At 34.9% G+C, this 13,407-nt stretch carries 17 protein-coding genes and 1 pseudogene; 1 reads left to right on the top strand and 17 read right to left on the bottom strand.

All coding sequences use genetic code 11. The features are described from left to right. Positions 1-907: 907 nt before the first annotated feature. The 4 genes and pseudogenes from FIU21_RS10355 to FIU21_RS10370 form a co-directional block, all read right to left on the bottom strand. Positions 908-1,522, bottom strand: coding sequence for a DUF8188 family protein (locus FIU21_RS10355; RefSeq protein WP_004360689.1), 615 nt, complete (start codon positions 1,520-1,522; stop codon positions 908-910). Positions 1,523-1,590: 68 nt separating this feature from the next. Then, the gene (locus FIU21_RS10360) at positions 1,591-2,202 is read right to left on the bottom strand and encodes a DUF8188 family protein (protein WP_004360687.1); all 612 of its coding nucleotides are present in this window, start codon (positions 2,200-2,202) and stop codon (positions 1,591-1,593) included. A gap of 48 nt (positions 2,203-2,250) precedes the next feature. Beyond that, a complete protein-coding gene (locus FIU21_RS10365; RefSeq protein WP_004360686.1) occupies positions 2,251-2,856 on the bottom strand; it encodes a DUF8188 family protein in 606 nt (201 codons plus the stop codon). Positions 2,857-2,924: 68 nt separating this feature from the next. After that, a pseudogene (locus FIU21_RS10370) lies at positions 2,925-3,164 on the bottom strand (DUF8188 family protein); the annotation flags it as partial. Positions 3,165-3,429: 265 nt separating this feature from the next. Between FIU21_RS10370 and FIU21_RS10375 the strand changes: the two are divergent. After that, the gene (locus FIU21_RS10375) at positions 3,430-4,617 is read left to right on the top strand and encodes a transposase (protein ID WP_254361422.1); all 1,188 of its coding nucleotides are present in this window, start codon (positions 3,430-3,432) and stop codon (positions 4,615-4,617) included. Between the two features lie 3 nt (positions 4,618-4,620). On the opposite strand, the gene FIU21_RS10380 is transcribed toward FIU21_RS10375, so the two are convergent. From FIU21_RS10380 to FIU21_RS10440, 13 genes are all read right to left on the bottom strand, one after another. Next, complete coding sequence (locus FIU21_RS10380; RefSeq protein WP_254361445.1) at positions 4,621-4,974, bottom strand: DUF8188 family protein; 354 nt, start codon at positions 4,972-4,974, stop codon at positions 4,621-4,623. A 68-nt stretch (positions 4,975-5,042) separates the two neighbouring features. Beyond that, a complete protein-coding gene (locus FIU21_RS10385) occupies positions 5,043-5,657 on the bottom strand; it encodes a DUF8188 family protein (protein ID WP_172891383.1) in 615 nt (204 codons plus the stop codon). Positions 5,658-5,725: 68 nt separating this feature from the next. Then, positions 5,726-6,340 carry a DUF8188 family protein gene (locus FIU21_RS10390; RefSeq protein ID WP_004361701.1) on the bottom strand — a complete coding sequence of 205 codons (615 nt, stop codon included), beginning with the start codon at positions 6,338-6,340 and terminating at the stop codon, positions 5,726-5,728. 69 nt (positions 6,341-6,409) lie between these two features. After that, positions 6,410-7,024: a DUF8188 family protein gene (locus tag FIU21_RS10395; protein WP_172891384.1), complete on the bottom strand. Its 615-nt coding sequence runs from the start codon at positions 7,022-7,024 to the stop codon at positions 6,410-6,412. Positions 7,025-7,092: 68 nt separating this feature from the next. After that, positions 7,093-7,707 carry a DUF8188 family protein gene (locus FIU21_RS10400; protein ID WP_172891385.1) on the bottom strand — a complete coding sequence of 205 codons (615 nt, stop codon included), beginning with the start codon at positions 7,705-7,707 and terminating at the stop codon, positions 7,093-7,095. A gap of 68 nt (positions 7,708-7,775) precedes the next feature. Beyond that, the gene (locus tag FIU21_RS10405) at positions 7,776-8,390 is read right to left on the bottom strand and encodes a DUF8188 family protein (protein WP_172891386.1); all 615 of its coding nucleotides are present in this window, start codon (positions 8,388-8,390) and stop codon (positions 7,776-7,778) included. Positions 8,391-8,458: 68 nt separating this feature from the next. Beyond that, entirely contained in the window at positions 8,459-9,082 is a 624-nt protein-coding gene (locus tag FIU21_RS10410) for a DUF8188 family protein (protein WP_004361525.1), read from the bottom strand. Between the two features lie 3 nt (positions 9,083-9,085). Next, positions 9,086-9,709, bottom strand: a complete 624-nt coding sequence (locus tag FIU21_RS10415) for a DUF8188 family protein (RefSeq protein WP_036886929.1) — start codon at positions 9,707-9,709, stop codon at positions 9,086-9,088. Between the two features lie 3 nt (positions 9,710-9,712). Next, positions 9,713-10,336, bottom strand: coding sequence for a DUF8188 family protein (locus FIU21_RS10420; RefSeq protein ID WP_004361527.1), 624 nt, complete (start codon positions 10,334-10,336; stop codon positions 9,713-9,715). After that, positions 10,336-10,962, bottom strand: a complete 627-nt coding sequence (locus FIU21_RS10425; protein WP_004361528.1) for a DUF8188 family protein — start codon at positions 10,960-10,962, stop codon at positions 10,336-10,338. Before FIU21_RS10425 ends, FIU21_RS10420 begins: the two co-directional genes overlap by 1 nt. Positions 10,963-10,965: 3 nt before the next feature. Beyond that, complete coding sequence (locus FIU21_RS10430) at positions 10,966-11,589, bottom strand: DUF8188 family protein (RefSeq protein ID WP_004361529.1); 624 nt, start codon at positions 11,587-11,589, stop codon at positions 10,966-10,968. Between the two features lie 3 nt (positions 11,590-11,592). Continuing rightward, complete coding sequence (locus FIU21_RS10435; RefSeq protein WP_004361530.1) at positions 11,593-12,207, bottom strand: DUF8188 family protein; 615 nt, start codon at positions 12,205-12,207, stop codon at positions 11,593-11,595. Then, the gene (locus FIU21_RS10440) at positions 12,204-13,406 is read right to left on the bottom strand and encodes a DUF4280 domain-containing protein (protein WP_172891387.1); all 1,203 of its coding nucleotides are present in this window, start codon (positions 13,404-13,406) and stop codon (positions 12,204-12,206) included. Before FIU21_RS10440 ends, FIU21_RS10435 begins: the two co-directional genes overlap by 4 nt. Position 13,407 lies beyond the last annotated feature (1 nt).

Here is a 13,407-nt window from a genome sequence, read left to right on the forward strand (position 1 = left end):
CTTTGTAACGCAGTCGTAGCGGGCTACGTCAAGTTACAAAGACTAACAAGATACCGATAAGAAAATAAAGGATGTTAGGAAACAATACCATAGTAAGAAGAATTATACATATTGTGGTCTAATGACCGATTAGGGGTTAATATACTAAAGATTTTTATTTTTAATTTGCTGTCATTTTTAACAATTCGCATAACTGACTGTAAATCTATCATTTAAATAGCATCTAATAATGACAGCAGTGACAGGAAATTTACTTTTGATAGAAAAATTACTCTTATAACTCCTTATCTTAATTCACAATGATTAAACCCAAATCATAGAGGCTTAAGAGATGATACGTATTATGGTCTAATAATTGATTCATCAGAAATTTGAAGTGATAAGGGTGCCGGATAAGTTTAGGACTTTAACGAAATGTCACACAGAGAAATGGAGAATACGGAGGATTATTAAAAACACAACGCTGAGAGGCACGGAGGCACTGTTGTGCGTGGAGCAACGGAGGTTGTTTACCAGTTATATTAGACACTTTCTTTTCAAAGTATTTATCTCAAAAATTATCAGGAAGCTGTACGCTACACCTCTTTCGTTCTTTCTATCGCCGACTCCTCCGTGACAACATGTTTAGCTCCGTCCTCGTTGAACCTCCGTGTGCCTTACTATTAAGAGCGTTAGTATTTCACTCCATATTTTGGAAGAACCTAATAAAGGGTATTAAACGCTTAGCACATGATGTGCGTATGCCCCGCACATCTTGTGTTGACGCTCCACACATATTGTGCGGATGGTGTATCACCTTAATGAACGAAGTCCATTCACATACATATAAAGCCTACAAAGGTCTTACAATCAATCGATTCCTTGAGCCACTCGTACTAATATCCCTGTAAGTCATTTTAGAATATTATCATTCCCCATTCTTAAACCGTTTCTTAAACTCACTTTTGGGCATCTTATACTTCAAATAACGTATGACATTCTCACGATAGAAGCTATCCATATACGCCTTATCATAGTCCTTTTCATAATCTCGGATGGATTCATCTACGCCAATATCCTTCAAAACTGGCACGGGGTTCTCCTTTGTTCCATACTCTGGATTATTCATATCATCCCTGTTGACAGTTAGGATAACCTTCATGTCACAAGGCCAATGCATTTCAGTAGGGCCAAGGAAACACATAATACTAAAATATTTTTTAAATTCTTTGGAATAGAAAGGATAATATTGTCCCTGTGGGTTAGCAAAAAAATTATTATCCATTCTTATTCTGAAAGTCTCTGATGTCTTAACATTCTCGTCTTGATTTTCTAAATAACACTGAGATTTCTCTTCGGGCATAGTAACCTCTATATCATAAGAATTATTCATATACTCTTTGTAATACTGTTCTGCATCATCATTATACTTATTTGAATAATAAAATATATTGATAAGGAAACACAGCAAAGGGAAAGCAACAACGGTACCTAAGATTTGTCCTAAGGTAACCATTGGAATATACTTGAAGATATTTCTCATAACTGATGTACTTGGACTTTTACTCCACTCTACTTGCTAAACCGATTCTTACTCATTGCAGAATAACCTTACTCTTTATTCTTGAAGCGTCTTTTAAACTCCTCCTTTGGCATCTTATATTTCAAGTAACGTATGACATTGTTATGATAGAAACTGTCCATATATGCTTGATCATAATCTCTGTCATTGTCTCTAATGGATTCATGAGCTCCCACCATCTTTAGAACAGGAACAGGATTGTCCTTAATACCATACGCTGGGTTGCTCATTTCATCCTCATTTACTGTCAAGTATACTTCTTTATTGTCATAACCATAGACTTTAGGAAAATCAAAATACATAATACTGAAATATTTCTTATACTCAGGACTATAGAAAGGGATGTAACGTGCTTCAGGATTAGCAAAATAATTACCATCCATCTTCACCATAAAGGTCTCTAATGTTTTTGTTTCTGGCTCAAGATTAGACAAATACATCTTAGAATCATAGTCATTCATATAAACCTTGATACGCCTTGATTTTTTTATATATTCTTCAGCATAAACTTCGACATTATCATTATATTTATATGGAAAATACAATTTATTGATAAGGAAGTATATCAAAGGGACAACCAACACTCCTCCTATAATTTGCCCTGCCAATACCATTGGAATATGTTTAAAGCTTCTTTTCATAAATAACGAGTAAACAGATTTCTACCAACAAAACAGCAAATCCATATATTATTCATTGCCACTAAATCGCCTTTCAAACTCATCTTTGGGCATTCTGTATTTAAGATATTGAATGACATTATAGACATAAAACTTATCCATATAACTTTTATCGAAATCTAAATTATTTACTCGAATAGATTTATCTATTCCTTTTATTTGCAAAATAGGTATAGGGTTATCTTTCGTTCCATATTGTAGATTTAGCATCTCATCCTTATTAACACATATAAAAACTCTCTCGTTTTCCCAATCATCAATACTATAATCTTTAAAGCAAATCACTATAAAATACTTTTGATACTTATCACAAAAGAAAGTGATTGTATTTGCTATTAAAGTATTACTCAATCCATCACTTTGAGCATTTAACGCATACGAGAGATGCCCAACCAAATGCTTCCCAATATACTTTCCAGAATCGTAAGCGGGCATAGTAATTTCTTTAATCACAGATCTCTTTATATACGCATCAGCATTTTGTTCTGTAACATCGTTATACTTATTTGAAAAATAAAATATATTGATAAGGAAAATCAGCAAAGGGAAAGCAACAGCGGTACCTAAGATTTGTCCTAAGGTAACCATTGGAATATATTTAAAAATATTTCTCATAACTGATGTGCTTGGATTTTCATTCTCCCCTACTTGCTGATACGAATCCTACTCATTGCAGAATGACCTTACTCTTTATTCTTAAATCGTCTTTTAAACTCACTTTTGGACATCTTATATTTCAAATAACGTACGACATTCTCACGATAGAAGCTGTCCATATACGCCTTATCATAATCCTTATCATAATCTCGGATGGACTCGTCCACACCAACATCCTTCAATACTGGTACAGGATTCTCCTTTGTGCCATACTCAGGATTATTCATATCATCCATGTTGACAGTTAGGGTAACCTTCCGTCCATAAAGGCAGTACATCTGACTTATATCAACAAAATACATTATACAATAGTCCGTTAAATTTTCGCAGTTTGCGAAGCTTTTACCCAAAAGCCAACAGGAATTGTGGCAGAAAGAAAACATGATAAGTCTCTGAGAAAGAGATAATTAGGCAATAGAATATAACAAAGTATAACATAATAAAATCGGCTATCTCATTGAATTTCAGTAACTTTATAGATGTAAAAAGACAATAAAGTTTATGCTGATAACCAACTTGATTAGCCGATATATGAAGCTCTGCAAAGCAGCATTTAGTGCTGAAGATGGAGCAAAGTTAAACAAAAGTATTCAAACAAACGTCATGGAAATGCTTTTTCTTTTGATGGTCATCCCAAGGAAATGTAATTTTACGCAGATGGGACGCTATGGAAAGCGTGGCGAACAATGCTATCGGCAGACGGCAGAGCGCAGCGTGAACTGGCTCGAAATAAATATGTGGCTGAGTGCTTTCGCCTTCAAGCAGGGTAAAGGGCTCAATGCCATCGTTATTGATCCAAGCTTCATCAAGAAGGCTGGGAAGCATACCCCATACGTGGGTACGTTTTGGTCGGGCTGTGCAGGTGCGGTAAAGCACGGTCTTGAGATCCTCGGCATCGGTGTGATAGACGTGGACTTGCATGAGTGTATGATGCTCAAGGCTGTGCAGACCACATTGGAAAAAGGGGAGGAGAAAAAAGAGATGAGTCTATACGACTGGTATACCAAGGTGTTGGAGGACGACAAGGTAACCTTACAGCGTATTTGCAAGGTTCTTGTCGCTGACTCAGCCTTCTCCAAAAGACCTTTCATCGACAAGGTAATGAAGATGGGCTTCCATGTTGTGAGCCGCTTGCGTCATGACGCAGCCTTGTTCTACACATGGGATGGGGAACCCACGGGAAAGCCCGGCCGTCCTCGTATCAAAGGTGACAAGATTGACGTAAGGAACATCGACATATCCAAAGGCAATGAGCTTGATTTAGGAGAGACCAAAGGCAAAGCCTATGCGCTCAAGGCGTGGTGCAAGTCCTTGCATAGGGTCGTGTCGATTGTCATCCACGAGTTGCCCAACGGTGTCCGCCGTTTGTACTTCTCTACGGATGAGAGCATGAGTGGACGCGATGTGATGGAGTACTATACCACACGTTTCCAAGAGGAGTTTTGCTTTCGCGACGCAAAGCAATTCCTCGGTCTTACCGATTGTCAGGCACGCGACAAGAGAAAACTTGAATTTGCTTTCAACTCTTCATTCACAGCACTCAATGTGACCAAAATCATGTGCAAGGAACTTGGCACGTCCATCGGTCGACTTAAAGCGCAGATGGTCAATGCCTACTATGCACAACGAATTATTGACGTGTTCGAGAAGAACCCGAACACGCCATTAAATAAAGAAAGGATAAATGATATATTTAGTTTCGCTGCTGATGCAGCATAATATTTAACGGACTATTGTTATACTTAAAAACTTCTTATATTCTACAGAATAGAATGGAATATACCATCCTCTTGGATTTGCGAAATAATTACCATCGATTTTTTTTGTAAAGGTTTCCACCGTCTTGACATCCTCATCTTGATTCTCCAAATAATATTTAGAGTTATCTTCTGGCATAGTAACCTCTATGTCATAAGAATTATTCATATACTCTTTGCAATATTGTTCTGCATCATCGTTATACTTATTTGAATAATAAAATATATTGATAAGGAAACACAGCAAAGGGAAAGCAACAACGGTACCTAAGATTTGTCCTAAGGTAACCATTGGAATATATTTGAAGATATTTCTCATAACTAATGTGCTTGGATTTTCATTCTTCCCTACTTGCTGATACGAATCCTACTCATTGCAAAATGACCTTACTCTTTATTCTTAAATCGTCTTTTAAACTCACTTTTGGACATCTTATATTTCAAATAACGTACGACATTCTCACGATAGAAGCTGTCCATATACGCCTTATCATAATCCTTATCATAATCTCGGATGGACTCGTCCACACCAACATCCTTCAATACTGGCACAGGGTTCTCCTTTGTTCCATACTCAGGATTGTTCGTATCATCCCTGTTGACTGTTAGGATAACCTTCATGCCATAAGGCCACCACATATCTTGAAGCCCAAGAAAACACATAATACTAAAATATTTCTTATATTTCCCAGAATAAAAAGGCATATAAACACCATCAGGATTAGAAAAATAATTATTATCTATTCTTGTTCTGAAAGTCTCCGATGTTAGAGCATCTTCATCTTGATTCTTAAGATAACACTGAGATTTCTCTTCAGGCATAGCAACCTCTATATCATAAGAATTATTCATATACTTTTTGTAGTACTGTTCTGCATCATCGTTATACTTATTTGAATAATAAAATATATTGATAAGGAAACACAGTAAGGGGAAACCAACTACGGTACCTAATATCTGACCTAATGTTACCATTGGAATATATTTAAAAATATTTCTCATAACTGATATACTTAGGGTTTCACTCTCCTCTACTTGCAAAACCGATTCTTACTCATTGCAGAATAACCTTACTCTTTATTCTTAAATCGTCTTTTAAACTCACTTTTTGGCATCTTATATTTCAAATAACGTATGACATTCTCACGATAGAAGCTATCCATATATGCCTTATCATAATCTTGGTCGTTGTCTCGGATAGACTCGTCTACGCCAATATCCTTCAATACTGGCACAGGGTTCTCCTTTGTTCCATACGCTGGATTGTTCATATCATCCTTGTTTACTGTCAAGAAAACCTTCATACCATAAGGCCACCACAAATCCTTAGAGCCCAAGAAATACATAATATTGAAATACTTCTTATACTCTACAGAATAGAATGGAATATAAACTGCTCGAGGGTTAGAAAAGTAATTTTTGTCCATTTTTGTAATGAAAGTCTCTGACATGCGAAATTCGTCATCTTGATTCTCCAAATAATACTGGGATTTTTCTTCAGGCATTGAAATCTCTATGTTATAAGAATTATTCATATAATCTTCGCAATACTGTTCTGCATCATCATTATACTTGTTGGAATAATAAAACTGATTTATAAGGAAAATCAGTAAAGGGAAACCGACAACAGTACCTAAAATTTGTCCTAAGGTGACCATTGGAATATATTTGAAGATATTTCTCATAACTGATGTACTTGGATTTTCACTCTCCCCCTACTTGCTAAACCGATTCTTACTCATTACAGAATAACCTTACTCTTTATTCTTAAACCGTTTCTTAAACTCACTTTTTGGCATCTTGTATTTCAAATAACGTATGACATTCTCACGATAGAAGCTATCCATATACGCCTTATCATAATCCTTATCATAATCTCGGATGGACTCGTCCACACCAACATCCTTCAAGACTGGCACAGGGTTCTCCTTTGTTCCATACGCTGGATTGTTCATATCATCCCTGTTGACTGTTAGGATAACCTTCATGCCATAAGGCCACCACATATCTTGAAGCCCAAGAAAACACATAATACTAAAATATTTCTTATATTTCCCAGAATAAAAAGGCATATAAACACCATCGGGATTAGAAAAATAATTATTATCTATTCTTGTTCTGAAAGTCTCCGATGTTAGAGCGTCTTCATCTTGATTCTTAAGATAACACTGAGATTTCTCTTCAGGCATAGCAACCTCTATATCATAAGAATTATTCATATACTTTTTGTAGTACTGTTCTGCATCATCGTTATACTTATTTGAATAATAAAATATATTGATAAGGAAACACAGTAAGGGGAAACCAACTACGGTACCTAAGATTTGTCCTAAGGTAACCATTGGAATATATTTGAAGATATTTCTCATAACTAATGTGCTTGGATTTTCATTCTCCCCTACTTGCTGATACGATTCCTACTCATTGCAAAATGACCTTACTCTTTATTCTTGAATCGTCTTTTAAACTCCTCCTTTGGCATCTTGTATTTCAAATAACGTATGACATTCTCACGATAGAAACTATCCATATATGCCTTATCATAATCTTGGTCGTTGTCTCGGATAGATTCATCTACGCCAATATCCTTCAATACTGGCACAGGGTTTTCCTTTGTTCCATACGCTGGATTGTTCATATCATCCCTGTTCACCGTCAGGATAACTTTCATTCCATAAGGCCACCACATATCCCTTGAACTCAGGAAACACATAATACTAAAATATTTCTTATATTCTACAGAATAAAATGGGATATAGGTACCTCCTGGATTAGAAAAATAATTATTATCCATTTTTGTTCTGAAGGTCTCCGATGTTAGAGCGTCTTCATCTTGATTCTTAAGATAACACTGAGATTTCTCTTCAGGCATAGCAACCTCTATATCATAAGAATTATTCATATACTTTTTGTAGTACTGTTCTGCATCATCATTATACTTATTTGAATAATAAAATATATTGATAAGGAAACACAGCAAAGGGAAACCGACAACGGTACCTAAGATTTGTCCTAAGATAACCATTGGAATATATTTGAAGATATTTCTCATAACTGATGTACTTGGATTTTCATTCTCCCCTACTTGCTGATACAAATCCTACTCATTGCAGAATAACCTTACTCTTTATTCTTAAATCGTCTTTTAAACTCACTTTTGGGCATCTTATATTTCAAATAACGTATGACATTCTCACGATAGAAGCTATCCATATACGCCTTATCATAATCCTTATCATAATCTCGGATAGACTCGTCCACACCAACATCCTTCAACACTGGCACAGGATTCTCCTTTGTGCCATACGCTGGACTATTCATATCATCCCTGTTGACTGTCAGGATAACCTTCCGTCCATAAGGCCAATGCATCTGACTTATATTAACAAAATACATTATACTTAAAAACTTCTTATATTCTACAGAATAAAAGGGATTATACGATCCACTTGGATTTGCAAAATAATTACCATCGATTTTTGTCGTAAAGGTTTCCATTGTCTCTACATCTTCGTCTTGATTCTCCAAATAATATTTAGAGTTATCTTCTGGCATAGTAACCTCTATGTCATAAGAATTATTCATATACTCTTTGTAATACTGTTCTGCATCATCATTATACTTATTTGAATAATAAAATATATTGATAAGGAAACACAGCAAAGGGAAACCGACAACGGTACCTAAGATTTGTCCTAAGGTAACCATTGGAATATACTTGAAGATATTTCTCATAACTGGTGTGCTTGGATTTTCATTCTCCCCTACTTGCTGAAACGAATCTTACTCATTGCAGAATAACCTTACTCTTTATTCTTGAAACGTCTTTCAAACTCCTCCTTTGGCATCTTATATTTCAAGTAGTTAATGACATTGTTCCGATAGAATTTATCCATAAAGACAGAGTCAGTATCCTTGCCACTAAACCATATCGGTTCACTCACACCTACTGCTTTCAGTACAGGCACAGGATTATCTTTTGTACCATACTCGGGGTTATTCATATCGTCACGGTTGACTGTAAGGTAAAGTTCTTTCTCTCCATAGCTTCCATTAACATCCTTAAATGCAATAATATTCATATACTTTTTATACTCCTTACAATAGAAAGAAGTGTAATCAGTACTTGGGTTATTGAAAAAATTACGAGAGTCATAAGTTGTATCAAAAACTTCACTTAAAGGATACTTTTCATCATCAGTGTTATTTAGATACAACTGTGAATCTTCCGGTGGCATTATTACCTTTATTCTATAATATTTATCCATATACTGTTTATAAAATATTACAGCTTCGTTGTTATATTTATTCTTATAGCATAATGCATCAATAACCTTAGGCATCATTGGTACAACAAAAAATGAACCAATAACACTTCCGATCGTTACCCAAGGGATAAAACTTATAAATTTGACCTTTGTCATCACGTTCTACTTTCCTTTCTTGAATCGTCTTTCAAACTCCTCCTTTGGCATTTTATATTTCAAGTAGTTAATGACATTGTTCCGATAGAAATTATCCATAAAGACAGAATCAGTATCCTTTCCACTAAACCATATCGGTTCACTCACACCGACTGCTTTCAGTACTGGTACTGGGTTATCTTTTGTACCATATTCGGGATTATTCATATCGTCACGGTTGACAGTTAATACAACCTCCTTTCCCCAATAATTCCCATCTACATTTTGAAAAGAAATAATGTTCATACACTTTCTATACTCCAAACAATAAAAGATACAATAAACGGCCTTTGGGTAACTAAAATATTTATTCGAATCATAGGTGACTTTAAACCTTTCACTTAAAGGGAATTTCTTATTATCAACATTATTTAAAAAATCCTTAGAATCGTATGTAGGCATTATTATTTTAATATTATAGCTGCTATCAATGTATTTCTGATAAACATGTGATGCATCGTTATTATACTTATCCTTATAATATAATGCGTCAACTATCTTAGGCATCATAGGAATTATAAAAAATGAGCCTATAATACTGCCGATCGTTACCCAAGGGATAAAACTTATAAATTTCATTTTAGACATCACTATCTATTTTTTAGTCTTAAACCGCCTTTCAAACTCTTCCTTTGGCATCTTATACTTTAAGTAGTTAATGACATTGTTCCGATAGAACTTATCCATAAAGATAGAATCTGTATCCTTTCCACTAAACCATATCGGTTCGCTCACACCGACTGCTTTCAGTACAGGTACAGGATTCTCTTTTGTACCATACTCGGGATTATTCATATCATCACGATTAACTGTAAGGTAAAGTTCTTTGTTCCCGTAATTTCCATTGACATCTTTAAACGTAATTATATTCATATATTTTTTGTATTCACGACAATAGAAAAAAGTATATTCGGCACAAGGATTATTAAAATAATTTTGTGAATTATAAGTAGTATCAAACCTTTCAAAAAGAGGGTATCTCTCCTTGTCTACATTATATAGAAAATACTTAGAATTACCAGAAGGCATTGCTACCTTGAGAGTATAACTTGAGTCTATATACTGTTGAAAACAATAAATAGCATCATTATTGTACTTATTTTTATAATAGAGCTTATCTACGAGTTTTGATATCATAGGTACTATAAATACTGAACCAATAAGACTACCAATAAACACCCAAGGAATAAAACTTATAAATTTCATTTTAGACATCACTATCTATTTTTAGTCTTAAACCGTCTTTCAAATTCCTCCTTTGGCATCTTATACTTTAAGTAGTTAATGACATTGTTCCGATAGAAATTATCCATAAAGACAGAATCAGTATCCTTGCCGCTAAACCATATCGGTTCACTCACACCGACTGCTTTCAGTACAGGCACAGGATTATCTTTTGTACCATACTCGGGATTATTCATATCGTCACGGTTGATAGTTAATACAACCTCCTTTCCCCAATAATTCCCATCTACATTTTGAAAAGAAATAATGTTCATACATTTATTATATTCTGAGCAGAAAAAGATACAATAGTCAGCACTCGGATTACTAAAATACTTTTTTGAATCGTAGGTTACCTTAAATCTCTCGCCCAAAGGAAATCTTTCTTTATCACAATTATGTAAAACTTTATCAGATTTATATGACGGCATTACTACTTTAATCGTAAAACAACTATCAATGTATTTTTGGTAGACTTGTGAGGCATCATTATTATATTTGTCCTTATAATACAGCGCATCAACTATCTTGGGCATCATCGGTACAATAAATAGTGAACCGATAATACCTCCGATAGTTACCCAAGGGATAAAACCTATAAACTTGACCTTTGTCATCACGTTCTACTTCCCTTTCTTAAATCGTCTTTCAAACTCCTCCTTTGGCATCTTATATTTCAAGTAGTTAATGACATTGTTCCGATAGAATTTATCCATAAAGACAGAATCAGTATCCTTGCCACTAAACCATATCGGTTCACTCACACCTACTGCTTTCAGCACGGGTACAGGATTTTCCTTTGTTCCATACTCGGGATTATTCATATCGTCACGATTGACTGTAAGGTAAAGTTCTTTCTCTCCATAACTCCCATTAACATCCTTGAATGCTATAATATTCATATATTTTTTACACTCCTTACAATAGAAAGAAGTGTAATCAGCACTTGGGTTATTGAAAAAATTACGAGAGTCATAAGTTGTATCAAATACTTCACAAAGAGGATACTTTTCTCTATCAACATTATGTAAATAAAGCTTAGAATCTGCGTTAGGCATTACTATTTTGATATTATAGCTGCTATCAATGTATCTTTGATAAGCTTGTGAAGCATCATTATTATATTTGTTCTTATAATACAATGCATCAACTATCTTGGGCATCATCGGTACAATAAATAGTGAACCAATAAGACTCCCGATAGTTACCCAAGGGATAAAACCTATAAACTTAACCTTTGTCATCACGTTCTACTTTCCTTTCTTGAATCGTCTTTCAAACTCCTCCTTTGACATCTTATATTTCAAATAACGTATGACATTCTCACGATAGAAGCTATCCATATACGCCTTATCATAGTCCTTTTCATAATCTCGGATAGACTCATCCACACCAATATCCTTCAACACTGGTACAGGATTATCCTTTGTGCCATACTCAGGATTATTCATATCATCCCTGTTAACTGTCAGGATAACCTTCATACCATAAGGCCAACGCATCTGGTTTATATCAACAAAGTACATTATACTAAAATACTTTTTGTACTCCGTAGAATAAAAAGGATTATACCATGCCTCAGGATTAGAAAAATCATTACCATTCATCTTTACTCGAAAGACTTCTAATGTTTTATAATCTTTATCTACATTCTTAATATAATTCTTAGAGTTTTTAGGAGGCGTTGTCACTTGTACATTATATGAACGCTTAATATAAGCTACATAATATTTCTCAGCTTCATTATTGTACTTATGGGCATAATACAAATTATTAATAAGAAAAACAATGATAGGTATTACAATGCAAGAACCTACTATCTGTCCTAAAAAAGCCATTGGTATGTTTTTTATGATATTCTTCATAATAATTGTGCTAAAATATTAGATGTATTTATACCCTTTTCGCCACGGAGAGAATTTATTTCTTGCATCATACTTCTATATAAATCATTTTCATCTTTATTTGAACTCCATTCTATACCATTACTGATAACAGAAGATACTATTCCAAAACCCAACTTTTGCACATTATTTATTGTAAATAATTCTCCACCTATTTCTTTACTAATATCTTTTGCTTTTTGTCCGGCAAAATATCTCCAAAAAGCACGAGTAAGCCCATTACCTTTTGTCATTTCGTCCCTAAACCAAAGACACATGGTCTTGAGAGTTTCACGATTACTATCTATCACAGGCATAACACCTTCGAATGTCGTTTGGTAAATTGATAGACCTGTATCACGAGTATTTTCACTTGTCCACAGTTCACCATCTGCCAATAATTCTGCTTGCCGATTAGAGAGTGTCTCATAAGCATATTTTTGTTGATTTTTGGTATTATCATCCTTATAACCATGTTTAACATGGTCATAAATAGCAAGGCTTGAACTAATAATAAGACCACAGACATCTGAAAGACCTTCTGCTTTGAAAGCATTTGCTGCTGCTCCTATAAATCCTTGAGTAAATTTAGAACAAGTATTAATAGTCAAAATACTATTATTAGCATCACTAATCATCTTAGCTAACTCTACAGCCTTTGCATGATCCATGACCAATGAAACGACACCACCTTTATTACAAGGCAGTATCGAACGTTCCAAAAGAGCTTTATACTTTTCTATCTTAACTCTCTCATGCACCATTTCCCATTCCTTACTGAATGATTTGTTGCACTCGTTCGCTAAATTTTTAGATATAATAAATGAAGCAACTCCTCCTGCTATCAGAACACCTGATGTATAATAAGCTGTAGTTGCTGCTGCAGTTGCTGCTGCAGCAACAAGAGGCGCAGCAGCACCTGCTGTAGCTATTACCAAACCAACAGCCAATGCTCCTAGTGCAAGACCAGCAAGCAGTCCTCCAAGTCCAGAAAAGAAAGATTGCTTAATACGGCACTGAAACTGACAGCTTAAATTCTTGTCGCAAGTATTGAGTAATGCTTTACTTTCCTTACCATACAAGACTTTAGCTTCTCTCTCCGTAATGATTTGGCTGGGCAATGTAGACAACATCTCCGTACAGATAACATCTGTGCCAGCAGGTATATATGATTGTGCCATA

Origin of the sequence: Prevotella melaninogenica (assembly GCF_013267595.1) — a bacterium.
GTDB classification, from domain to species: domain Bacteria; phylum Bacteroidota; class Bacteroidia; order Bacteroidales; family Bacteroidaceae; genus Prevotella; species Prevotella melaninogenica_D.